Raw genomic sequence first — 20,825 nt, 5'->3', positions numbered from 1 at the left:
CCATGCCTCCTCCTGTCATCCACGCACGCGGCCTCACAAGGCGCTACGGCGACACGGCGGTGGTCGACGGCATCGACCTCGACATTGTCAGGGGCGAGGTGTTCGGCCTGCTCGGCCCGAACGGTGCCGGCAAGACCACGACTATTCTGATGATGCTCGGTCTCACTGAGATATCGTCGGGTGAGATCAGCGTGCTCGGATTCAATCCGGCCCGCGAGCCGCTCAAGGTCAAGCGCCGCGTCGGCTATCTGCCGGATGCCGTGGGCTTCTATGACCAGCTCACGGCGGCGGAAAATCTCGCCTACACCGGCAAGCTGATGGGGCTCGCTCGCGCGGAGCGTGCGGGCAGGATCGAGCAGGCGCTGCGGCGTGTCGGGCTGATCGACGTCGCCTCGAAGCGGGTCGCCACCTTCTCGCGCGGCATGCGACAGCGGCTGGGCCTTGCCGAGATCATCATGAAGCGCGCCGAGATCGCGATCCTGGACGAGCCGACATCGGGCCTCGATCCGCAAGCGACCCAGGAGTTTCTGGGGCTGATCGGAGAGCTCAAGGTCGAAGGCATCACAGTGCTGCTGTCGTCCCATATGCTCGACCAGGTGCAGCGCATCTGCGATCGCGTCGCCTTGTTCAAGGCCGGTCATATCGTGCTGGTGGGGGCGGTGCCGGAGCTTGCGGTCAAGGTGCTGGGCGCTGGCTTTGTCGTGGAGGTCGAGGCTGAAGGGCTGGGTATCGCCAGGCGGCTCGCCATGATTCCCGGCGTCACCCACGTCGAGACGCTCTCCACCGATCGCTTCCGCATGACTGCGGAGCGTGACGTGCGAGCGGATGCGGCCCGCGCGGTGGTCGCGGTTGACGGCGCCTTGCGCAGACTGTCCGTCGACGAGCCGAGCCTCGAGGCGATCTATGCACGCTATTTCCAGGACCAGCCTGCGGGAGGCGTTCGTCATGCGGCGTGAGGGATCACCTTTCCAGGGAATGTCGACCGTCCTCGTCAAGGAGCTCGCTGACCATATCTCCAGCGTCCGGATGTTGATGCTGCAGCTCCTGATCGTCTTCACGGCACTTGCTGCGCTGTACGAGGCGATCAACAGCCTCAGGCAGAACACCGCCGAAGATCCGTTCCTGCTGCTGCGGCTCTTCACGATCGACCAGGCGCCGTTGCCGTCCTTTGTCGCGATCCTCGGCTTCCTCATTCCGCTGATGGCCATTGGACTCGGCTTCGACGCAGTCAATGGCGAGCACAACAGGCGAACCTTGTCGCGCATCCTGGCGCAGCCGATTTATCGCGATGCCTTGCTGATGGGGAAGTTCCTTGCGGCGCTCGCCACCATCGGTATCAGCCTTGCCGCCCTGTGGCTGCTGGTGATCGGCCTCGGCCTGATCTTCCTCGGCGTGCCGCCCGGCGGCGAGGAGGTCGCGCGATCGCTGGTGTTCCTGGTTGTGGCGATCTTCTATGCGGGTGTCTGGCTATCGCTGGCGATGCTGCTGTCCACGGTGTTCCGCTCGGCTGCTACCGCGGCCCTGGTCTCGCTGGGCGTCTGGCTATTCCTGACAATACTCTGGCCGATGCTGGCCCCAGCCCTGGCACAGGTGGTCGCGCCCCCTGACCCGCGCTATGCGCTGCTCGGCCTGAACGATCCGGCGACTGCAGTGTGGGCGCAGGAGCTGTTGCGGCTATCGCCGAACGATCTGTTTGAAGAAGCGATGCTGGCGGTGCTGTCGCCGACGACCCGCTCACTCGGACCGGTGTTCCTCGATCAGCTCCGTGGTGCCGTTATGGGCGCGCCGCTGCCGTTCGGCGAAAGCGTCATGCTCGCCTGGCCGCAGACCGTCGGTCTCGTCGCCGGCACCATCGTCCTGTTCGCATTCAGCTATGTGCTGTTTCAGCGGCAGGAGGTGAGGGCGTGAGCTGATTGCGCTTTGCCCTCTCGTCCTCCAGGAGAGGGCAGGAGGGGGTGGCCGAAAGTCCCCTGCGGCTGCCCCCTCAACTCTGCCTACCGTCCCCCATCCTGTCGCAGAGCCAGTTTGCCGCATCCATGGTACATTGCTCGCGCCGTCCTCCGAACGAGGGACGCGACGAGAGGCGAGGCCGGCTAATGGAGGCGCTCGATAGAACCGCAAACGAGAGGAGGAGTCATTGGCAATTTCCGTCAAGCAGATGTTGGAGGCTGCCAACGCCGTCGTGACCAAGATCACGCCGGCCCAGGCGAAGGAGATGATCGGCAAGGGCAACACGCTCGTGCTCGACGTGCGCGATGCGCCGGAGGTTGAAAAGAGCGGCAAGATTCACGGCGCGGTGAACGTCTCGCGCGGCATGCTGGAGTTTCGCGCTGATCCGGAATCGCCGTATCACGACAAGGCTTTTGCCAAGGAGAAGACCGTGATTCTTTATTGTGCCTCAGGCGGTCGTTCCGCCTTGGCCGGCAAGATGCTCAAGGACATGGGCTACGCCCACGTCTACAACGTCGGCGCTTTCAAGGATTGGGTCGACGCCGGCGGTGCAATCGAGAAGCCGGTCATATAGCAAGCGGCGGTGTGGGAGCGCGCCGGGCGTTGCGCTTAGGAATATCCTAGCGCCCGCCGACCTTCTCCCACAGCCACTTCGCCACGGCATCCGGCGAGGAATTCGCATCGTTGCCGCTGGTGCGCAGGTTTGCTTCGCGCATGGTGGAGATGTCGATCTTGCCGAGCAGTGGGCTCAGTGCCGCCTTGAGCCGCTCGTCGCCGGCGCGCTTCGGTGCGAGCAGCAGGATCGCATCATAGGGCGGAATCGCCTGCTTGGGATCGTCGAGCGCCACCAGATCGTATTTCGCGATCAGGCCGTCGCTGGTGTAGCCTGCGATCACGTCGACCTCACCGCTGGCCACGGCCGCATACATGAAGTCCGGCTGCATCTGGCGCTGCGCGCTGAACTGAAGACCATAGGCCTTCTGCAGCGCCGCCCATTCCGGTCGTGAGAAGAACTCGTAGTCGCCGGCGATCGACATTGTCGACGTATGCGCGGCCAGATCGGCGATGGTGTGGATGCTAAGCGCGTCGGCCCGCTTCTTCGGCATCACCAGCGCATAGGCATTCTCGAAACCGAGCTCGCCGAGCAGGGTGATGTTGTCCTTGGCGAGGGCCGTCTTCAACTCCGCCACCAGCTCTGCGCGCGGCTTGATGTCGGTGCGGTGCAACTGATTGGCCCAGAGCGTGCCGGAATAATCGACATAGAGATCGATATCCCCGGCCTTCAACGCCCCGAAGACCACGCTCGAGCCGAGACCGGACCGTGCTGTAGCGGTGAGACCGGCCGCCTGGAGGCGGTCTCGAAGCAGGGCCGAGAGCACATATTGCTCGGCAAAGGTCTTCGCGCCGACAACGTAGCCGGACGACGAACGCCCCATTGTCGGCACCAGCGTTGCCGCAACCAGCGCCGCGATCCCGGTCGCGCCGAGCGCCGTACGCAGGCGGCCGCGCTGACGCAGGCCACTCTCGATCAGGCCCAGCAGCTGATCGACCGCGAGCGCCAGCAGCGCTGAAGCGAAACAACCGAACAGAACGAACACCCAGTTTTGGGTCTGGAGCCCGGCAAAGATGTAATTGCCGAGGCTGGTTTGTCCGATCGGCGTCGACAGTGTCGCGGTGCCGATTACCCACACCGCGGCGGTGCGGATGCCGGCCATCATCACCGGCAACGCCAGCGGCAGCTCGACCATGACGAGCGATTGTCGCGCCGTCATGCCGACGCCCTTGGCGGCTTCGATCAATGCGGGATCGATCCCGTTCAGCCCGGTGATCCCGTTGCGCAGCACCGGCAGCATCGAATAGAGCGCCAACGCCAGCATCGCCGGCAGGAAGCCGAACGCGGAGAACGAAACGCCGAACCATTTCAGTGTCACGGAGGCGGCGAGCAGCAGCAGCGGATAGAACAGGGCGAGCAGTGCGAGCCCTGGCACGGTCTGCACGATACTCGCGACGGCGAGCAGGATGGCGCGCGGCGCCGGACGATTGCGTGTCAGGATCGCGAGCGGCAGGCTGACAACGAGGCCGAGCGCGAGCGCGGCGAGGCTCACCCGCACATGATTGCCGAGATAGTCGGGCAAATGCGACAGCGCCTCGCCCCAGCGCGGATCATTGAAGAGGCTCATGCCGCACCGCCCTGTGGCAGCAGCGCGTTCAGCCGTTCAACCTGGCGCCGCGGCGTGCGCAGCAATTCCAGCACATAGGCGTCGGTGCTCGCTGACAGCTCTGCCGGCGTACCCTGCGCGAGCAGCCTTCCGCCGCGCATCACCGCGATTCGGTCGGCGAGCAAGATCGCCTCCGTCATGTCGTGCGTGATCATCACGGTGGTCAGGCCGAGCTTGCGGTGCAGCTCGCGAAAATCCTCGCCGAGGGCGTCGCGAGTGAGGGGATCGAGCGCGCCGAACGGCTCGTCCATCAGCATGATGCGCGGCTTGGCTGCCAGTGCCCGCGCCACGCCAACGCGCTGGCGCTGGCCGCCCGAGAGCGCTTCCGGCAGCCGGTCGCGATGGGAGGCACGGTCGAGCTGCATCAGCTCGATCAATTCGTCGACGCGCGCGGCAATATCGGTTGCCGGCGCGCCGAGCAGTTTTGGCGTGATCCCGATATTGTCGGCGACGCTCAAATGCGGAAACAGGCCGCCGCTCTGGAAGACGTAGCCGATCCGGCGCCGCAGCGCGACCGGATCGATGTCTTGCACGTTCCCGCCCTCGATCGTGATGGTCCCGTCATCGGCCTCGATCAGCCGGTTGGCGAGCCGCAGCAGCGTCGTCTTGCCCGAGCCCGAGCCGCCCACGACGGCCAGAAACTCGCCCTCGGCGATGTCGAGCGACACATCCTCGACGGCCCTGAGGGGACCGAAGCTCTTGCTGACGTTTCGGTAGCTGATCGCCGGCTTGGAAGGCATCGCTGGTGGGCTCGCTGTTCTCTTACCCTCCCCCTCCAGGGAGGGTGAGAGCAGGGCCAGCCCCATGCGTAGCACGCTTGGCCGCTTGATTGAACTTGGTCGCGCGAGCGGCTAAGGCATCAAGCCAAGTTTGGAGGGAACACATGACGACGCCCACGGCAGTGGCGCTGGAAGATGCCAAGGTCGCGTTCCGGCTGGGGGACGGGCGGGTCTATACAGCGGTGGAGAAGGCCCATCTGACGGTCGCGCAGGGCGAGTTCGTCGCCATTGTCGGGCCGACCGGCTGCGGAAAATCCACGCTGCTCAACGTCGCCGCCGGCCTGCTCAAGCCGGCCGCCGGCAGCGTCAGGATTTTTGATCGGCCGCTCGCGGGGCTGAACCGGGAGGCCGGCTATCTGTTCCAGGCCGACGCGCTATTCCCCTGGAAGACCGCGCTCGACAACGTTGCCATCGGCCTCGAGATCAGGGGCACGCCGCGTGCCGAGGCGCTGCTCCAGGCCCAGAAATGGCTGACGTCCGTGGGCCTCGGCGCCTTTGCGGGCCGCTACCCCCACATGCTCTCTGGCGGCCAGCGCAAGCGCGTGGCGCTGGCGCAGGTCCTGATCCGCGATCCCAAGATCCTCCTGATGGACGAGCCGTTCGGGCCTCTCGACGCGCAGACCCGCCAGGTGATGGGCAATCTGCTCCTCGATCTCTGGAACACCGACCGCAAGGCGGTGCTGTTCGTGACCCATGACCTCGAGGAGGCGATCGCGCTTGCCGACCGAGTCGTGATCATGTCCGCGGGGCCGTCCTCGCGCATCATCGGCGATTGGCGCGTCACGCTTCCGCGCCCGCGCGACATTTTCGAGGTGCGGCTGGACAAGGAGTTCCATGCACTGCATCGCGAGATCTGGAGCGTGCTCAAGGACGAGGTGATGAAGGGCTACGCCCAATCCACCCATGCGGCGGAGGCAGTCTGATGTCGCGCGTCTCGCTGCTTGCGCTGCAAGTCCTGGTCGCGATCGTCTGCATCGTGCTGTGGCAGTTGCTGTCGACGGTGCCGGTGTTTGGCAAGATCCTGCTGCCGCCCTTTTTCTTCTCCAATCCGGTCGACGTGTTCGAGCAGATCGTCAAATGGTTCGTCTCCGGCGTGATCTGGAAGCATCTCTGGATCACGCTCGTGGAGTCGATCCTGGCCTTCGTGATCGGCTCGCTCGGCGGCGTCCTCATTGGCTTCTGGTTCGCGCGGCAGCCGCTGGTTGCCGCCGTGTTCGACCCTTACGTGAAGATGGTCAATGCGCTGCCGCGCGTGGTGCTGGCGCCGATTTTCGCGCTGTGGCTGGGCCTCGGCATCTGGTCCAAGGTTGCCCTCGGCGTGACGCTGGTGTTCTTCATCGTGTTCTTCAATGTCTATCAGGGCGTGAAGGAAGTCAGCCGCACCGTGCTCGACAACGGCCGCATGCTCGGCATGAGCGAGGGGCAGTTGATGCGGCATGTCTATTGGCCGTCGGCGCTGTCGTGGATGTTCTCCTCGCTGCACACGTCGGTGGGTTTCGCCGTGGTCGGCGCCGTCGTCGGCGAATATTTGGGATCAGCGGCCGGCCTCGGCTATCTCATTCAACAAGCAGAGGGCGTGTTCGACGTCGCCGGCGTCTTCGCCGGCATGTTCGTGCTGTCAGCCTTCGTCATCCTGATCGATTTCGGGGTGACTTTGGTGGAGCGGCGGCTGCTGGTCTGGCGGCCGACCGTGGACGGGCGTGGCTAGCCGCCTCGCCTGACTGCTGACATTTATGTGATTGGCCGGTCGGAATAGAACGCACGGCCACGCGTCATACCCCCATGCAACCGCCTGCATGGGAGTTTTGGATGCACCCGTCCCCGTTTCACCGCGTCGCTGCGGCGCTCGCAAGCAGATGCCGATGGCCAAGGCCCGGTCTTGGCACGACGCTGTTTGCCGCGCGTATCCTTGTCGCTTTCGCGGTGCCTCCGCTGGTGTTCGCCCATGAAGCGCACCCGGCCGCTCCACAGGCTGCCCTGAGCGCAGAGGAAAGTGCGTTCCTGCAGGAGAACGACGCCGCCATGACCAAGATGATGAACGACATGGCCGCCAAGCCGACCGGCGACATCGATCGCGACTTCGTCGCGATGATGAATCCGCATCATCAGGGCGCGATCGACATGGCGGTGATCGAGCTGCGTTACGGCAAGAACGAGCAGTTGCGGCGCATCGCTCAGGAAATCATCGTCGACCAGATGCAGGAGATCGCGGCCATGAAGCTCGCGATCGGTGAGCCCGCGACGGACACGACGCCTGCGCCGACTCAGTCGCAATCCGTTCCAGTCGCCGACGTCCATCACCATCCCAGCATGCAGATGGATATGTCTGCCGGAATGAAGAAATAGGAGCCACGCATGACGAGTTTAAGAAACACGATCGGGAAGAGCGTTCTTCTGGCGGCCACCATGCTCGCGACGGGTTCGCTCGCACGGGCGGGACAGGCGCCGGGCGGATTGTCGGCTCCCGATATCCCGATTAGCCACCACGACCGCGTCTACGCGGCAGAACAGTTCTCGAATACGGTCTCCGTCACCGACCCCGCCGACAACAAGCTGCTTGGTGTGATCCGTCTGGGCGACCCACAGCCCGGCAATTTCAGCCCGCTCTACAAGGGCCAGGTGCTTGTGCACGGCATGGGCTTCTCGCCCGATCACAAGACACTCGCCGTGGTTTCGATCGGCTCGAACTCGGTGACGTTCATCGACACCGCGACCAACTCGGTGAAGCACATCACCTACGTCGGACGATCGCCGCACGAGGCATTCTTTACGCCCGATGGCAAGGAGGTCTGGGTCACCGTGCGCGGTGAGAACTACATCTCCGTCATCGACCCCGGGAGCTTTGAAGAGAAAACCCGCATCACGACCCCGAACGGGCCGGGCATGCAGATCTTCTCACCCGACGGCAAGTACGGTTACATCTGCTCGTCCTTCAATCCCGAGACCGATGTCGTATCGGTCGCCGAGCACAAGATCATCGCCACGGTGAAGCAGGAGAGCCCGTTCTGCCCGAACATCGCGGCGACGCCGGATGGCAGCCAGGTCTGGTTCACGCTGAAGGATGTCGGCCGGACCCAGGTTTTCAACGCCAAGCCGCCGTTCAACCCGATCAAGACGATCGACACCGGGCCGATCACCAATCACGTCAACTTCGCGCACACCGCCCAGGGCACGTTCGCCTACGTCACAATCGGCGGTTTGAACGAGGTGAAAGTGTTCCGCACCGACGATTTCTCGCAGGTCGCGACGATTCCCGTCGGCAATCTCCCGCACGGCGTCTGGCCGTCCGGCGACGGCACTCGCGTCTATGTGGGATTGGAGAACGCCGACGCGCTTGCAGTCATCGATAGTACGACCAACAAGGTCGTTGCCAACGTCCCCATCGGCCAGGCTCCGCAAGCAATCGCCTATGTCCCAAACGCCGCACCTAATCCGGATGACCGCGAGAACTTACAGGCACTCGGCGTTGCCGGCCAGGTTGCTCATCTTGCGCTCATGCCGAAGGATGGCACCAAGGATGGCAAGACGGCGACCAGCGTGTCGCTGTTCGATCAGGGGTTGATTCAGGTGTTGCAAGCCTCGGTGACAGGACTTCAGCCCAAGCAGAAATATGTGCTTGCGCTGGCGGACCACGGCGACGGAAGTGGTAAATTGCAGCCTCTGGCGGCATTCATGACCAACCCGGCCGGATCGGCTATCGTCAATGCGGCCGGCCCGATCCGGCAGATTGTCGACCGTTCTGCTGCCCCCGCGAGGCGCTATCTCGTGATTGCCTCCGGCGACGCGGCGATGCCCGGCGATGCCGTCCAGATCGAGGCGCAATGACGTCCAGCCGAACGGCGATGGAGAGCAGGCGGAGCGCATCATGAAGGACATGCTGGTTCAGGTCGAACCGCTGATCCCCGCGCTCCGCCGCTATGCGCGCGCGCTGATGCGCGACCGCGCGGCGGCCGATGATCTGGTCCAGGATTGCCTGGAGCGCGCCGTCAGCCGATGGCATCAACGGCGTGACGGCAGCGTGCGCGCCTGGCTGTTCACCATCCTCCACAATCTGGCGGTCACGCAATTCCGCCAGGCGATAGCGCGGGGCAGACATATGCCGATCGACGAAGCAGGCGAGCAGGAACTCGTCAGCGCGGCCGGGCAGGAGCAAAGGCTTATCTATCAGGATGTTCTGGGCAAGCTTGCGAGGCTGCCGGAAGAGCAGCGGGCCGCCTTGCTGCTCGTTGCGGTCGAGGATCTCTCCTACGCGGATGCCGCAGCGGTCCTCAACGTTCCCATCGGCACCGTGATGTCGCGACTGTCGCGCGCGCGGGAGAGGCTGCAGCAGGAGATGGATGGCGTGGCGCCAGGAAATGTCGTGGCATTGCGGAGCGTGAAATGAGCCAGCGGCCGATCACTGAGGATGATCTTCACGCCTATGTGGACCAGGCGCTCGAGCCCGAGCGTCGCGCGGAGGTCGCATCCTATCTCGACGATCATCCTGATGTCGCCGGGCGCGTCGCGGCCTTCACTACCCAGCGCGAACAGTTGCGGGGCGCGCTCGCCTCAATTGCCGACGAGCCTTTGCCGGCGGAGCTGAATTTGTCGCGCATCATCGAGAATCGGGCGCGGCGTCCTGTGCGGGGGTGGGGTGCGATTGCGGCGGTCTTGCTCCTCGGTATCGGCGCTGTCGGCGGCTGGTCCATGCGTAGCCTGCTCCAGGAGGGATCGAATGGGCTGTCGTCGTTGGCTCAGGAGGCCGCTTACTCCTACAACGTCTATGCACCGGACCGTGTCCGGCCGGTCGAGATACGGGCCTCCGACAGTGCTGAGCTCACGCGGTGGGTCTCCAACCGGCTGCAGCAGCCGATCAAGGTGCCGGACCTCTCGGTGTCAGGCTATCGGCTGATGGGCGGACGCCTGGTTGCAACGTCGCACGGCCCGGCCGCGATGTTCATGTATGACGACGATCGGGGCGACCGTCTCGTCGTGCTGACACGTCCAATGAGCAGCGGTGGTCGGGACACGCCGATGCTTCCGCACGTGGCCGGCGACGTCGCGGGCTTCGCGTGGGCGGACCGTGGCATGGGCTATACGCTCGTCGGCCAGCTTTCGGGGGAGATCCTCAAGCCGATCGCGAACGAAATCCGGAAGCAGGCAGGCCCGATCTAGCTTTCGTAAAAAGGGGCCCGCGCGCTGGCGCGAGCCCGGATCGCGCAACCTCAATCCAGCAGCTTGACGTCGTCAGGCGCCTGCGGCGGCGTCTTGATCGCGATCGCCTTGACCTGGCCGCTGATTGGCTTGGTGCCGCCATGCGGCGTGCCCTTGGGGATGATGACGAGGTCGCCCGGCTTCACCGTCACTTCCTTGTCGCCGAGCCAGATCGTCCCGGTGCCATCAAGAATGTACTGGATCTCATTGGTGTTGGGATGCAGGTGCTTCGGCACATTGCCGACCTGGATCGACACGGTCGAGCCATCCGCGGTCATGAACGTCTTGGAGCGGTATCCGACCTGGTTGGCGGGGCCCAGTGCATCTCCTTCCATCTCGCCGGTGTGGATGATCTGCGCTGTGATGTTTTCGGCGGCCAGCGCGGGCCCAAGCAAATAGGTCGCGCTGCATCCGGCGACGAAGGCGGCGGTGATCGACAGCCCGGCAACAAGGCGATTCATGGATGATCCTCCCCATCAGAGATTGTTGTTGTGGGCGCATGCTATTGCGCCAAAAGGCTGATGGCCAGTGCAGTTGGGCGTCCTTCTCAAGCCAGCCCTGCTGCTCTATGGTGCCGCCAGCCGAACGGAGGAAACCAATGAAGAACACGATTGCGAGGCTCGCGGGCGCGCTGCTTGCGCTGACGCTCACCACCTCGCTTGCCGCAGCGCAAACCAAAATCACGGTTGCCGTCGGCGGCGGCGCCTGCCTGTGCTATCTGCCGACGGTGCTGGCCAAGCAGCTTGGCGAGTACGAGAAGGCCGGCCTCAATGTCGACCTCGTGGACCTCAAGGGCGGCTCGGACGCGCTCAAGGCCGTGCTCGGCGGCAGCGCGGACGTCGTTTCGGGTTATTTCGACCATTGCGTCAACCTGGCGGCCAAGAAGCAGGAGCTGCAGGCGTTCGTGGTCTATGACCGCTATCCGGGCCTCGTGCTGGTCGTTGCGCCCTCGCACACGGCGGACATCAAGTCGATCAAGGATCTTGCCGGCAAGAAGGTCGGGGTCAGTGCGCCCGGCTCCTCCACCGATTTCTTCCTGAAATATCTTCTGAAGAAGAATGGGATCGATCCCGCCGGCACCGCCGTGATCGGCGTCGGCCTCGGCGCCACCGCGGTGGCTGCCATGGAGCAGGGGCAGATCGACGCCGCAGTCATGCTCGATCCCTCGGTCACCGTGCTCAAGGGCAGCCATCCGGACCTGCGTATCCTCAGCGACACCCGGACGCAAAAGGACACGCTCGAGACCTTCGGCGGCGAATATCCGGGTGGCGCCTTGTACTCGACGGCGGCTTGGGTCGCTGGCCACGAGAAGGAGGTGCAGGCGCTCACCAACGCGATGCTGTCGACGCTCGCCTGGATCCATTCGCACTCGCCCGAGGAAATCATGGCGAAGATGCCGGAGGAGATGGTTGGCAAGAACAAGGACCTCTATCTCGCCGCGCTGAAGAACACGATCCCGATGTTCTCCGAGACCGGCAAGATGGACCCGAAGGGCGCAGACGCCGTGCTCGCGGTGTTCAGCGTCGGCTCGCCCGAGGTCGCGAACGCCAAGATCGACGTCAGCAAGACATTTACGAACAAATTTGTCGAACAGGCGAAGAAGACCACGGGCAGCGCCAAATAACTGACGCGAAAGCTTGGTAATCAGGCGTCATGACGTCACCTTCCATTCATCGCGTCACGACGCTTGATCTTGCCGTGCACCCCGTCGTCTGGCCGTTTGCCGAGGAACGGCGGGATGAGATCACCGCGCACTTCGCCGAGCAGCAGCGCGCGCGGCCGAAGCTCTGGAACGGCCGGGTTTTGCTCGGGCGCGATGCCTTATTCACGGACGGTCATCTCTCGGCGACCTATTTCGAGACGGATTTCGCGAGCTTCCTGGCCTGGCGCGACTGGGGCTTTCCCGACCCTGCCGTGTTCAACGGCTTCGGCATGGGGGCGCTGCGCACCTCCGATGGCGCCTTTGTGATGGGCGAGATGGCACATCACACGGCCAATGCCGGACGCATCTATTTCGCGTCGGGTACCCCCGACCTCGACGATGTCAGGGACGGCACCCTCGACATTCCCGGCAGCGTCGTCCGCGAACTCCAGGAAGAGACCGGTCTCTCGCCTGCCGATTACTCGGCCGAGGCCGACTGGCACTGTGTCGTTACCGGCACCGCGCTTGCAATGATCCAGATCCTCAACCTGGACATGCCGGGGGAGGCGGCTCGTGCGCGGATCGAAGCCAATCTGGCTCGCCAGGCTGAGCCGGAGCTTTCGGCCATTCATCTCGTGCGCGGGATCGATGATCTCACCCCCACCATGCCGCGGTTTGTCACGGCCTTTATCGCGCAGCAGTTCGCCTCGCGCTGAAGCGCAAGGCTTGACATCGCGCGACGCAGCCCATGTGATGGGCGAAAAGCAAAACAAGAAACTGCAATGCACAATCGTCCAGGGAGGTTTAGATGCGCCTGCGCATGGCTGCCCGCTTGGTACGTGGGCTGTTGATCGCGATTGCAGCGATGGGCTTGACCGTTTCGGCCCAGGCTCAAGACAAGAAAATCAAGATCGGCGTGATTTTCGACCTGACCGGCCCGCTTGCGGGTGGCGGCTCCGAGCTCGAATATCTCGGCACCAAGATCATCCTCGACCATTTCACCAAGACCGGCGTCGAGGGCTACAAGGTTGAGGCTGTTTACGCCGACGCGCAGAGCAAGCCCGACGTCGCCATCAACGAATCCGTCCGCCTGCTCGAGCAGGAGAAGGTCGACATGGTGCTCGGCTTCTTCTCCTCGGCGCAATGCGTGCCGGTTGCCGCCCGCGTCGAGCAGCTCAAGAAGTTCATGTGGATCACGACCTGCATCTCATCCGCCGTGGTTGCCGACAAGAACTACAAATACGTCTTCCGCCCGCAGGCGAGCGGTGATCAATTCGGCACGATGACGATGGATTTCATCGCGCAGAACGCCAAGGCGAAGTTCGGCAAGGAGCCGAGCGACCTGCGTGTCGCCATCGTCCACGAGGACGGCGCCTATGGCGTCGACGTTGCCAAGGGCAATGAGGCCGGCGCGAAGAAAGCGGGCTTCAACGTCGTGCTGAAGGAAGGCTATTCCGCCACCGCGCCTGATCTGTCGGCACTGGTGACCAAATTGAAGCGCGCCAAGCCCGATGTCGTTTTCCACACCGGCTACAACCCCGACATCACCCTGTTGCTGCGGCAGGCGCGCGAACAGGGGCTGAAATTCGCGGCTCTCGTCGGCCATGGCGCGGGCTACGGGGTCTATGAGAAGCTGAAAGAGGGCCTTGGCGCCGACGCCAACTATCTCTTCGACACCGATCCGATCTCGATCTGGCTCGCCAACCAGAAGACCATGGATCCGAAGCTTGCGCCCGTCATCAAGATGATCGGCGAGGAGTTCGACAAGATCAGGCCCGGCGTCGCCATCCGCTCCGCCCATGTCGGCATCGGTGCGTCCAACACCTACGTCTTCATGGATGATGTGCTGCCGCGCGCCATCAAGAAGTATGGCGGGATTGATCCGGAGGCGTTGCGCAAGGCTGCGCTCGACACCGACATCCCAGAGGGCGGCACCATGCTCGGCTTCGGCGTCAAGTTCTTTGGCGAGGGCACGCCAATGGCGGGGCAGAACGAACGGTCATTCCCGGTCGTGATCCAGTATATCGACGATAAGTCCTCGGTGGTCTGGCCGAAGAGCCAGGCACAGCGCGAAGCCGTGCTGCCGCTGCCGAAGGGCACCACCTACAGCAACCAGTAGCGCAATACTTTTGACAAGGAGAGCGGGACGGTGCTGGAGGTCAGCGGGCTCGTGAAGCGGTTCGGTGGCTTCACCGCCGTCAATAACGTGTCGTTCAGGGTCGAGCAGGGCGAGATCCTCGGCCTGATCGGCCCCAACGGCTCGGGCAAGAGCACGATCTTCAACATGCTCTCAGGCACGCTTTCGCCGAGCGCCGGATCGATCCTGTTCGATGGTTCGGAGATCGCGGGCCTCGCGCCGCACCGGATCATCAACAGCGGCGTCGGTCGCACCTTCCAGATCCCGCGGCCGTTTCGCCGCCTCTCCATTTTCGAGAACGTCGCCCTTGCCGGCTTCTATGGCCAGGGTCGCCATAGCCGCGTCAAGGCCGAGGAAGCGGCCGAGCGTTCGCTTAGGATGGTGGGCTTGCCGGCCGATCGTCATGCCAGCGTCGACGGCCTCGGCGCGGCCGGTTTGAAGAAGCTCGAACTTGCGAAGGCGCTCGCCACCGCGCCCAAGCTGCTGCTCGCAGACGAAAGCCTCGGCGGCCTCGACGAGGCCGAGATGGACCAGGCGGCGGACATGCTGCGCAACATCCGCGATGAGCTCGGCATCACCATCATCTGGGTCGAGCACATCATGGGCGTTTTGATGCGCGTCGTCGACCGCGTCATGGTGCTCGACCACGGCGAGAAGATCTCGGAGGGGCTGCCCAGCGCGGTTGCCGGCGATCCGCGCGTCATCGAGGTCTATCTCGGCACCGATGCCGAGACCACCCAGGCCGCGGCCGCCGAAGCGCGCCGTCGCGCGGGAGGTCAATGATGCTGGAGCTCCGTAGCGTCAGCGCCGGCTATGGCACCTTCCAGGCGCTGTTCGACGTCCATCTCGAGGTCAAGGCTGGCGAGGCAGTGGGCGTGATCGGCCCGAACGGCGCCGGCAAGACCACCTTGATGCGCGTCATCTCCGGCCTGATCCGCCCCTCGCGCGGATCGATCGCGATGGAGGGTGTCGACGTCCTCGCGACGCCGCCGCACAAGATTGTCAGCCTCGGGATCGCGCATGTGCCGGAGAACCGGCGGCTGTTTCCGCAGCTCTCGGTCGACGACAATCTCAAGATGGGCGCCTTCATGAAGGAGGCGCGCGGCCATTATGCCGAGCGGCTCGAGGTCGTGTTCGATCTGTTTCCGCGGCTGAAGGAGCGCCGCCACCAGATGGCCGGCACCATGTCCGGCGGCGAGCAGCAGATGTGCGCCATCGGCCGCGCACTGATGTCGAAGCCAAAGCTTCTGCTGCTCGATGAGCCATCGGCCGGGCTGGCGCCGGTCGTGGTGCAGCAGGTGTTCGAGCTCGTCAAGCGGATCCGCGCCAGCGGGCTGACGGTGCTGATCGTCGAGCAGAACGTGCAGCAGGTGCTGAAGGTGGTCGACCGTGCCTATCTGATCGAGGCCGGCACGATCAGGGCGTCCGGTAGCTCGGCGGAGATGCTGGCGAGCGACACGGTCAAGGAAGCTTATCTCGGGGTGTGAGCGGCATATGCAGGCGTTTCTGGATATCTTCGACATCTATCTGCTGGAAGCCGTGATCAACGGCATCCTGCTCGGCGGCGTGCTGGCGCTGCTTGCGCTCGGGCTGAACCTGATCTTCGGCGTCATCGACGTGACCTGGATCTGTTACGCCGAGCTGGTGATGATCGGCATGTACGCCATGTATTTCATGGTCCAGTATTACGGCATCAGCTATTTCATCGCAGCGCCGTTCACTATCCTGCTCGTCGCGATCCTCGGCGCTCTCCTGCATTATCTGGTGATCGCGCCGCTGCTCACCGCGCCGCCGATCAACCAATTGCTCGCCACCGGTGGTGTGCTGTTCGTGCTGCAGAGCTTTGCCACCGTCGCTTTCGGCATCGACTTCCGCAACCTCGGCATCCGGCTGCCGGTGCTCGCGTTCGGCGACATGAATTTCAGCTATGCACGCCTCCTCTCGTTCCTGGCGGCGCTGGTCGGCATGGTCGCGGTCTATCTGTTCATGACCCGCACTTTCACCGGTACGGCGATCCGCGCCATCTCGCAGGACCGGCAGATCATGGCGCTGATGGGCGTCGATACCAAACGCATCTATCTCATAACCTCCGCGATCGGGGGCGGGCTGGCCGGGCTCGCCGCCTGCCTGCTCGTGCTGCAATATGACGTGCATCCCTTCGTTGGCCTCTCCTTCGGCCCGATCACTTTCCTGATCTGCGTGCTCGGCGGCCTCGGCAATTTCATCGGCGGCTTCATCGCCGCGTTCGTGTTCGCCGAGATTATCTCGCTTGGTGGCTTGTTCTCCGATCTCGAATGGGGCTACGTGCTCGCCTTTGCCTTCTTCATCGTCATGATGTTCATCCGGCCCGCGGGCCTGCTCGCGAGGCGCCGATGACGGGGCAGGGGCGATTTGCAGCGTGGGGGATCGGGCTGGCGGCGCTGGTCGCGCTGCCCTTCGTATATCGCGATCCCTATCATCTGCACATTCTGGTGCTGATCCTGATCTGGTCGTTCGCCTACACATCGTGGTCGATGATGGGGCGGTTCGGCCTAGTCTCGCTTGGGCACGGCGGTTTCATGGGCATCGGCGCCTATGTCACCGCGCTCTTGTGGAACCATCTCGGCCTGTCGCCATGGATCGGCATTCCCATCGGCATGGTCGCGGCCGGCGCGCTGGCGCTGATCGTCGGCTATCCCTGCTTCCGCTTCCGCATCACCGGACACTATTTCGTGCTGGTGACGCTGGCGCTGTCAGGCATCGTGCTTCAGGTCATCACGGCAACGCGCGATTATACCGGCGGCTCGCTCGGCTACACGCCGAACCGCGCGTCCGGCAACAAGCTGCTGGCGCTGCAATTCGACGACAAGACCACTTGGTACCTGATCGCGCTTGCGGTCTGGCTCGGCGGCATCGTCGTCTGGCATCTGATCGATCGCAGCATGAGCCGCTACGCGCTGGAGGCGATATCGGAGGACGAGGACGCCGCTGCCGCCGCCGGCGTCAATGTCACCGCGGAGAAGCTGAAGATCACGCTGATCAGCGCCCTGATGACGGCGCTGGCCGGCGCGATCTATTGCCAGTACCAGATGTTCATCACGCCCGACACCGTCTCCGGCATCGCGGTGTCGCTGCAGATGGTGTTCGCGGCCATTGTCGGCGGTCTGTTCGTCTCGCTGGGTCCGACCGTCGGTGCCGTCATCACCATCCTGCTCGCGGAAACCTTGCGTATCGGCTTCGGCACCAGGGCGGTCGGCTGGGACAATCTCGTCTACGGCGTGCTGTTGGTGCTTTTCATCATATTCCTTCCGAAGGGCATCCTTGGTAGCCTGCTCGATCGATTGAAGCCGCAACGCAAGGTGCCCCGCGCTCATGAGCAAAAAGCCGTCCAAATCGCTCGCCCAGGAACTTGACCGCTACATCACGCCATTCCGCCATGACGGGTCCGGTAAGTTTCACCTGAAAGACTACAAGACCGACGCGAGGGGCGATCTGGACAAGGAGGCGGCGCAGGAGATTCTCGACGCCAACAAGAAGCGTCTCGTCGAATTCCAGGAAAAGCTCTACGCGCAGGATCGTTGGTCGGTCCTGATCGTATTCCAAGCCATGGACGCCGGCGGCAAGGACAGCGCGATCAAGGCGATCTTCGAGGGCATCAATCCGCAGGGCTGCGAGGTCTCCGCCTTCAAGGCACCGAGCAGCAAGGAACTCGATCACGATTTCCTCTGGCGCCACGTGGTCGCGCTTCCGGAGCGCGGCCATATCGGCATCTTCAACCGCTCCCATTACGAGGAATGCCTGGTGACGCGCGTGCATCCGGAGCTGCTCGTCAAGGAGAAGCTGCCGCAAAAGCTCGTGACCAAGAACATCTGGAAGGAGCGGTTCGAGGACATTGCCGCCTGGGAGCGCTACCTGATGCGCAACGGCACCGTGGTGCTGAAATTCTTCCTCAACGTTTCCAAGGAGGAGCAGCGCAAGCGCTTTCTCGACCGGCTGGAAGAGCCGGGCAAGCAGTGGAAATTCTCGATGGGCGATATCGAGGAGCGTGCTCTGTGGCCGCGCTACCAGGCGGTCTATCAGGACATCGTGCGCCACACCGCGACGCCGCATGCGCCTTGGTATGTCGTGCCGGCCGACCACAAATGGTTCGCGCGCGTCGTGATCGGCTCCGTCATCGTCGCGGAGCTGGAAAAGCTGGACCTGCGCTTCCCCCGTGCCGACAAGGCCTCGCTGCGTGAGTTTGCCGATGTTCGAAAAGCGCTGGAGAGCGAGGGGAAGGGCGGACGGAAGCGCGAAAAATGACCGCTCCCGAGACCAGGAACCAGAAGAACGTCAACTTCGCGCTGCAGGGCGGCGGCGCGCACGGCGCCTTCGTCTGGGGCGTGCTCGACCAGGTGCTCGAGGACGGGAGGCTCGCAATCGAGGCGATCAGCGCCACAAGCGCGGGCGCGATGAACGCCGTGGCGCTTGCCTCGGGCATGGCTATCGGCGGAGCCGAGGCTGCGCGGCAGAACCTGCATGCGTTCTGGAACGAGGTCTCGCGGATGGACCAGGTCTATGACCTGTTCTCACCGGTCAACCAGTTGATCCAGGCCCTCAAGCTGCCGCCGGAATATCACCCCGTCCATGCCTTCATCCACACGCTGACGCATACGGTGCCGCCGAACCTGCTCAACCCATTCCACTTGAATCCGCTCCGGTCCTTGCTGCAACGCGTGATCGATTTCGAGCGGCTCAATTCGTCGCCGGACGCACCGCAGCTCTTTCTCAACGCCACCAATGTCCGAACCGGCAAGATCAAGGTATTCCAGACGCCGCTGCTCAGCGCTGAGGCGGTGCTCGCGTCGGCCTGCCTGCCGCCATATTTCCAGGCGGTCGAGATCGACGGCGAGCACTATTGGGATGGCGGCTATCTCGGGAATCCCGCGATCTTTCCGCTGATCTATCGCAAGGGCAGTCACGACGTCATCATCGTGCAGGTGACCGCGATCCGGCGTGACGAGCTTCCGGCAAGCGCCGCCGACGTCCTCCATCGCATCAATGAGATCAGCTTCAATTCGTCACTGATGCGCGAGATGCGCGCGATTGCCTTCGCGACCCGGCTTATCGACAACGGCGAGCTCGATCGCGATACGCATAGCCGCATGTTCATGCACTGGATCGGAAACGACCAGCTGATGTCGCAACTCGGAACGGCGACGCAGTTCCATCCCGAATGGAGCCTCTTGTGTCGCCTGCGCGATGAGGGCCGCGAGGCCGCGCGAAGCTGGCTGACGAAAAACTTTGACCGGATCGGAAGGGCCTCGACGGTCGACCTGACAGACATGTTTCTCTAAAGCGCGATGAGATTGGGATGAATCGTCATCGCGCTTTAGGTTATTGTTTGAGCATGATCTTTTCGGAAAACCGCTTCGCACTTTTCCTGATCATGCTTTTGGGCCGCTGAGCCGGCCATCGACAAAGGTTGCGAAAACAACCCCATGCACAGTAGCCGGGGGCATGGAATCAGTGGCCTGCCGGCGAATGCACCCGATATTCGGATTTATAGAAAAATCGATTGACCCGTCGGGCAAAACACGTGCATGATGCCATCATCGCGGCAGGTCTCGCAGGGTGGGCAAGGCACTGACGCGCCTGTGCCCACCCTGCGACTTCTGTGCACGCCGCTAGTATCCCCGGCCCCACCAGTAGCAGAAGCGCTCGATATTGGCTGGCAGGCTCGCCTCGTAATTCGCCCACTTCTCGTACTTCGGCAGCTTCACTTCCTTCATCGCGGTGTCGAAGCACTTGCCGGCATCAGCCGCCTTCTTCACCTCGGTCGAGAGGTCTTCCATGTAGGCAATGTCGTCCTCGACATCTTTCTTGGTGCCCAGCCGGCCGCCGGCATAGGGATGGCCGGGGATCATGCGCTCCCAGTCGAGCGAGGCCAGCTTCTTCAGCGAAGCGATATATTCGAGCGGCGAGGCGTTATCAGGAATGTTGCGGAACTGGACGCTCTCGATCGGCGCGAAGTCGACGACGAAGACGATCTTCTCCTTCGGCAGCCGCATCACGAGCGAATTGTCGGAATGGTTGCGGCCGACATAGTCGAGCTCCAGCGTGGTGCCGCCGAGCGTGATGATCTTCTGGTCGTCGACGATCTGGTCCGGCATGACGATATCGGCCAGCAGCGAATTCTGCTTCTTCAATTCGAGCAGCCGCTCCTTGGTGCGGCGATGCGCGATGAAGGTGGCGCCGAGGTCCTTGAACGGCTGGCCGCCGGCGATGTGATCGTAATGATGGTGGCTGTAGATGACGTACTTGATCGGCTTGTCGGTGACCGCCTTGATCGCGTCGATATAGGGCTTTGCCGGACGCAAATAGGAGATCGGATCGGTCGCGATCACACCTTTCGGCGTCACCACGAACATCGACTGATGGCCGCCATAGCGGAAGATGTAGACGTTGTCGGTGCCGTCGACCTTCTTGGTCGAGGTCTGTGGCGCTTGCGCAAAAGCTGAACCGGTGACGAGGGCCGCGAGAACGGCGATGCAAGATAATGCTTTCATCTCTGGCTTTCTGAAAAAAGGATGGCGGGGAAGAGGGAGAATTGTCTCTCACACAAACGCTGCGGAGAGGGATTTATTCCGCGCTCTCACCCGGACAGTCTGTCGCGGAACAGCTGTGCAAATGTGATCCTTGGGGACATCGATCCCGCTTGACAGTTTTATGTCACGGGAGGAGCATGCCTGTGGTCGCGATCAGCGCGACGCGTAACGTCCACCTCATGAGCAAGGGGAGGTCTATGACTCCACCTCCGCAAATCCAGCCGCGTTAAGTGCGATGGAGCTCGTTCGGACTATCGCATAGCGGCAGAAACCGCGAACGGCACGCCGGGTCAAGGTTTAGTGGGCTGCATCAGCAAGGCAGAGCCCCTACCTGCCCGG

At 63.3% G+C, this 20,825-nt stretch carries 22 protein-coding genes; 18 read left to right on the top strand and 4 right to left on the bottom strand.

Annotated elements, in window-relative coordinates:
• Positions 1-2 precede the first annotated feature (2 nt).
• From L6639_RS34625 to L6639_RS34615, 3 genes are all read left to right on the top strand, one after another.
• A complete protein-coding gene (locus tag L6639_RS34625) occupies positions 3-956 on the top strand; it encodes an ABC transporter ATP-binding protein (RefSeq protein WP_237866095.1) in 954 nt (317 codons plus the stop codon).
• Positions 946-1,908 carry an ABC transporter permease gene (locus L6639_RS34620; protein ID WP_237866094.1) on the top strand — a complete coding sequence of 321 codons (963 nt, stop codon included), beginning with the start codon at positions 946-948 and terminating at the stop codon, positions 1,906-1,908. The genes L6639_RS34625 and L6639_RS34620 overlap by 11 nt, the downstream gene beginning before the upstream one ends.
• A 229-nt stretch (positions 1,909-2,137) precedes the next feature.
• Positions 2,138-2,524, top strand: a complete 387-nt coding sequence (locus L6639_RS34615; RefSeq protein ID WP_237866093.1) for a rhodanese-like domain-containing protein — start codon at positions 2,138-2,140, stop codon at positions 2,522-2,524.
• 46 nt (positions 2,525-2,570) lie between these two features.
• On the opposite strand, the gene L6639_RS34610 is transcribed toward L6639_RS34615, so the two are convergent.
• Both L6639_RS34610 and L6639_RS34605 read right to left on the bottom strand, forming a co-directional pair.
• On the bottom strand, positions 2,571-4,130 hold the full coding sequence (locus L6639_RS34610) for an ABC transporter permease/substrate-binding protein (RefSeq protein WP_237866092.1): 1,560 nt from the start codon (positions 4,128-4,130) through the stop codon (positions 2,571-2,573).
• Positions 4,127-4,909, bottom strand: coding sequence for an ATP-binding cassette domain-containing protein (locus L6639_RS34605; RefSeq protein WP_237866091.1), 783 nt, complete (start codon positions 4,907-4,909; stop codon positions 4,127-4,129). The genes L6639_RS34610 and L6639_RS34605 overlap by 4 nt, the downstream gene beginning before the upstream one ends.
• Positions 4,910-5,052: 143 nt before the next feature.
• Between L6639_RS34605 and L6639_RS34600 the strand changes: the two genes are divergently transcribed.
• The 6 genes from L6639_RS34600 to L6639_RS34575 all read left to right on the top strand — a co-directional run bounded on the left by L6639_RS34600 (position 5,053) and on the right by L6639_RS34575 (position 10,102).
• On the top strand, positions 5,053-5,871 hold the full coding sequence (locus L6639_RS34600; protein WP_237866090.1) for an ABC transporter ATP-binding protein: 819 nt from the start codon (positions 5,053-5,055) through the stop codon (positions 5,869-5,871).
• On the top strand, positions 5,871-6,656 hold the full coding sequence (locus L6639_RS34595) for an ABC transporter permease (RefSeq protein WP_237866089.1): 786 nt from the start codon (positions 5,871-5,873) through the stop codon (positions 6,654-6,656). The genes L6639_RS34600 and L6639_RS34595 overlap by 1 nt, the downstream gene beginning before the upstream one ends.
• Positions 6,657-6,757: 101 nt before the next feature.
• Positions 6,758-7,294: a DUF305 domain-containing protein gene (locus L6639_RS34590; RefSeq protein ID WP_237866088.1), complete on the top strand. Its 537-nt coding sequence runs from the start codon at positions 6,758-6,760 to the stop codon at positions 7,292-7,294.
• Between the two features lie 9 nt (positions 7,295-7,303).
• Positions 7,304-8,773, top strand: a complete 1,470-nt coding sequence (locus L6639_RS34585; RefSeq protein ID WP_237866087.1) for a YncE family protein — start codon at positions 7,304-7,306, stop codon at positions 8,771-8,773.
• A 40-nt stretch (positions 8,774-8,813) separates the two neighbouring features.
• Positions 8,814-9,332 carry a sigma-70 family RNA polymerase sigma factor gene (locus L6639_RS34580; protein WP_237866185.1) on the top strand — a complete coding sequence of 173 codons (519 nt, stop codon included), beginning with the start codon at positions 8,814-8,816 and terminating at the stop codon, positions 9,330-9,332.
• Positions 9,329-10,102: an anti-sigma factor family protein gene (locus L6639_RS34575; protein ID WP_237866086.1), complete on the top strand. Its 774-nt coding sequence runs from the start codon at positions 9,329-9,331 to the stop codon at positions 10,100-10,102. Before L6639_RS34580 ends, L6639_RS34575 begins: the two co-directional genes overlap by 4 nt.
• A gap of 50 nt (positions 10,103-10,152) precedes the next feature.
• Here L6639_RS34575 and L6639_RS34570 read toward each other — a convergent pair whose 3' ends face one another.
• Complete coding sequence (locus L6639_RS34570; protein ID WP_237866085.1) at positions 10,153-10,602, bottom strand: cupin domain-containing protein; 450 nt, start codon at positions 10,600-10,602, stop codon at positions 10,153-10,155.
• Between the two features lie 137 nt (positions 10,603-10,739).
• Between L6639_RS34570 and L6639_RS34565 the strand changes: the two genes are divergently transcribed.
• The 9 genes from L6639_RS34565 (at position 10,740) to L6639_RS34525 (ending at position 19,235) form a co-directional block, all read left to right on the top strand.
• Positions 10,740-11,765: an ABC transporter substrate-binding protein gene (locus L6639_RS34565; protein WP_237866084.1), complete on the top strand. Its 1,026-nt coding sequence runs from the start codon at positions 10,740-10,742 to the stop codon at positions 11,763-11,765.
• 29 nt (positions 11,766-11,794) lie between these two features.
• Positions 11,795-12,499: an NUDIX hydrolase gene (locus tag L6639_RS34560; protein ID WP_237866083.1), complete on the top strand. Its 705-nt coding sequence runs from the start codon at positions 11,795-11,797 to the stop codon at positions 12,497-12,499.
• 92 nt (positions 12,500-12,591) lie between these two features.
• Positions 12,592-13,902 (top strand): ABC transporter substrate-binding protein, encoded by a 1,311-nt coding sequence (locus tag L6639_RS34555; RefSeq protein WP_237866082.1) that lies wholly within the window; start codon positions 12,592-12,594, stop codon positions 13,900-13,902.
• A 30-nt stretch (positions 13,903-13,932) separates the two neighbouring features.
• Positions 13,933-14,703, top strand: coding sequence for an ABC transporter ATP-binding protein (locus L6639_RS34550; RefSeq protein ID WP_237866081.1), 771 nt, complete (start codon positions 13,933-13,935; stop codon positions 14,701-14,703).
• A complete protein-coding gene (locus L6639_RS34545) occupies positions 14,703-15,407 on the top strand; it encodes an ABC transporter ATP-binding protein (protein WP_237866080.1) in 705 nt (234 codons plus the stop codon). The genes L6639_RS34550 and L6639_RS34545 overlap by 1 nt, the downstream gene beginning before the upstream one ends.
• A gap of 7 nt (positions 15,408-15,414) precedes the next feature.
• Entirely contained in the window at positions 15,415-16,296 is an 882-nt protein-coding gene (locus L6639_RS34540; protein WP_237866079.1) for a branched-chain amino acid ABC transporter permease, read from the top strand.
• Positions 16,293-17,312, top strand: a complete 1,020-nt coding sequence (locus L6639_RS34535; protein WP_237866078.1) for a branched-chain amino acid ABC transporter permease — start codon at positions 16,293-16,295, stop codon at positions 17,310-17,312. Before L6639_RS34540 ends, L6639_RS34535 begins: the two co-directional genes overlap by 4 nt.
• A complete protein-coding gene (locus L6639_RS34530) occupies positions 17,272-18,201 on the top strand; it encodes a polyphosphate kinase 2 family protein (RefSeq protein WP_237866077.1) in 930 nt (309 codons plus the stop codon). The genes L6639_RS34535 and L6639_RS34530 overlap by 41 nt, the downstream gene beginning before the upstream one ends.
• A complete protein-coding gene (locus L6639_RS34525) occupies positions 18,198-19,235 on the top strand; it encodes a patatin-like phospholipase family protein (RefSeq protein WP_237866076.1) in 1,038 nt (345 codons plus the stop codon). The genes L6639_RS34530 and L6639_RS34525 overlap by 4 nt, the downstream gene beginning before the upstream one ends.
• Before the next feature lie 330 nt (positions 19,236-19,565).
• On the opposite strand, the gene L6639_RS34520 is transcribed toward L6639_RS34525, so the two are convergent.
• Entirely contained in the window at positions 19,566-20,447 is an 882-nt protein-coding gene (locus tag L6639_RS34520; protein WP_237866075.1) for an MBL fold metallo-hydrolase, read from the bottom strand.
• Between the last annotated feature and the right edge of the window lie 378 nt (positions 20,448-20,825).

It is taken from the genome of Bradyrhizobium zhengyangense (genome assembly GCF_022012555.1).
GTDB classification, from domain to species: domain Bacteria; phylum Pseudomonadota; class Alphaproteobacteria; order Rhizobiales; family Xanthobacteraceae; genus Bradyrhizobium; species Bradyrhizobium zhengyangense.
The sequence above is the reverse complement of the archived record's forward strand: the minus strand, read 5'-3'. Positions and strand labels throughout refer to the sequence as shown.

Coding starts and splice junctions, on each gene's coding strand:
- L6639_RS34585 (WP_237866087.1), top strand. CDS start 7,304: ATGACGAGTTTAAGAAACACGATCGGGAAGAGCGTTCTTCTGGCGGCC.
- L6639_RS34575 (WP_237866086.1), top strand. CDS start 9,329: ATGAGCCAGCGGCCGATCACTGAGGATGATCTTCACGCCTATGTGGAC.
- L6639_RS34530 (WP_237866077.1), top strand. CDS start 17,272: ATGAGCAAAAAGCCGTCCAAATCGCTCGCCCAGGAACTTGACCGCTAC.
- L6639_RS34535 (WP_237866078.1), top strand. CDS start 16,293: ATGACGGGGCAGGGGCGATTTGCAGCGTGGGGGATCGGGCTGGCGGCG.
- L6639_RS34625 (WP_237866095.1), top strand. CDS start 3: ATGCCTCCTCCTGTCATCCACGCACGCGGCCTCACAAGGCGCTACGGC.
- L6639_RS34570 (WP_237866085.1), bottom strand. CDS start 10,602: ATGAATCGCCTTGTTGCCGGGCTGTCGATCACCGCCGCCTTCGTCGCC.
- L6639_RS34560 (WP_237866083.1), top strand. CDS start 11,795: ATGACGTCACCTTCCATTCATCGCGTCACGACGCTTGATCTTGCCGTG.
- L6639_RS34540 (WP_237866079.1), top strand. CDS start 15,415: ATGCAGGCGTTTCTGGATATCTTCGACATCTATCTGCTGGAAGCCGTG.
- L6639_RS34545 (WP_237866080.1), top strand. CDS start 14,703: ATGCTGGAGCTCCGTAGCGTCAGCGCCGGCTATGGCACCTTCCAGGCG.
- L6639_RS34590 (WP_237866088.1), top strand. CDS start 6,758: ATGCACCCGTCCCCGTTTCACCGCGTCGCTGCGGCGCTCGCAAGCAGA.
- L6639_RS34605 (WP_237866091.1), bottom strand. CDS start 4,909: ATGCCTTCCAAGCCGGCGATCAGCTACCGAAACGTCAGCAAGAGCTTC.
- L6639_RS34525 (WP_237866076.1), top strand. CDS start 18,198: ATGACCGCTCCCGAGACCAGGAACCAGAAGAACGTCAACTTCGCGCTG.
- L6639_RS34610 (WP_237866092.1), bottom strand. CDS start 4,130: ATGAGCCTCTTCAATGATCCGCGCTGGGGCGAGGCGCTGTCGCATTTG.
- L6639_RS34555 (WP_237866082.1), top strand. CDS start 12,592: ATGCGCCTGCGCATGGCTGCCCGCTTGGTACGTGGGCTGTTGATCGCG.
- L6639_RS34580 (WP_237866185.1), top strand. CDS start 8,814: ATGAAGGACATGCTGGTTCAGGTCGAACCGCTGATCCCCGCGCTCCGC.
- L6639_RS34600 (WP_237866090.1), top strand. CDS start 5,053: ATGACGACGCCCACGGCAGTGGCGCTGGAAGATGCCAAGGTCGCGTTC.
- L6639_RS34620 (WP_237866094.1), top strand. CDS start 946: ATGCGGCGTGAGGGATCACCTTTCCAGGGAATGTCGACCGTCCTCGTC.
- L6639_RS34565 (WP_237866084.1), top strand. CDS start 10,740: ATGAAGAACACGATTGCGAGGCTCGCGGGCGCGCTGCTTGCGCTGACG.
- L6639_RS34520 (WP_237866075.1), bottom strand. CDS start 20,447: ATGAAAGCATTATCTTGCATCGCCGTTCTCGCGGCCCTCGTCACCGGT.
- L6639_RS34595 (WP_237866089.1), top strand. CDS start 5,871: ATGTCGCGCGTCTCGCTGCTTGCGCTGCAAGTCCTGGTCGCGATCGTC.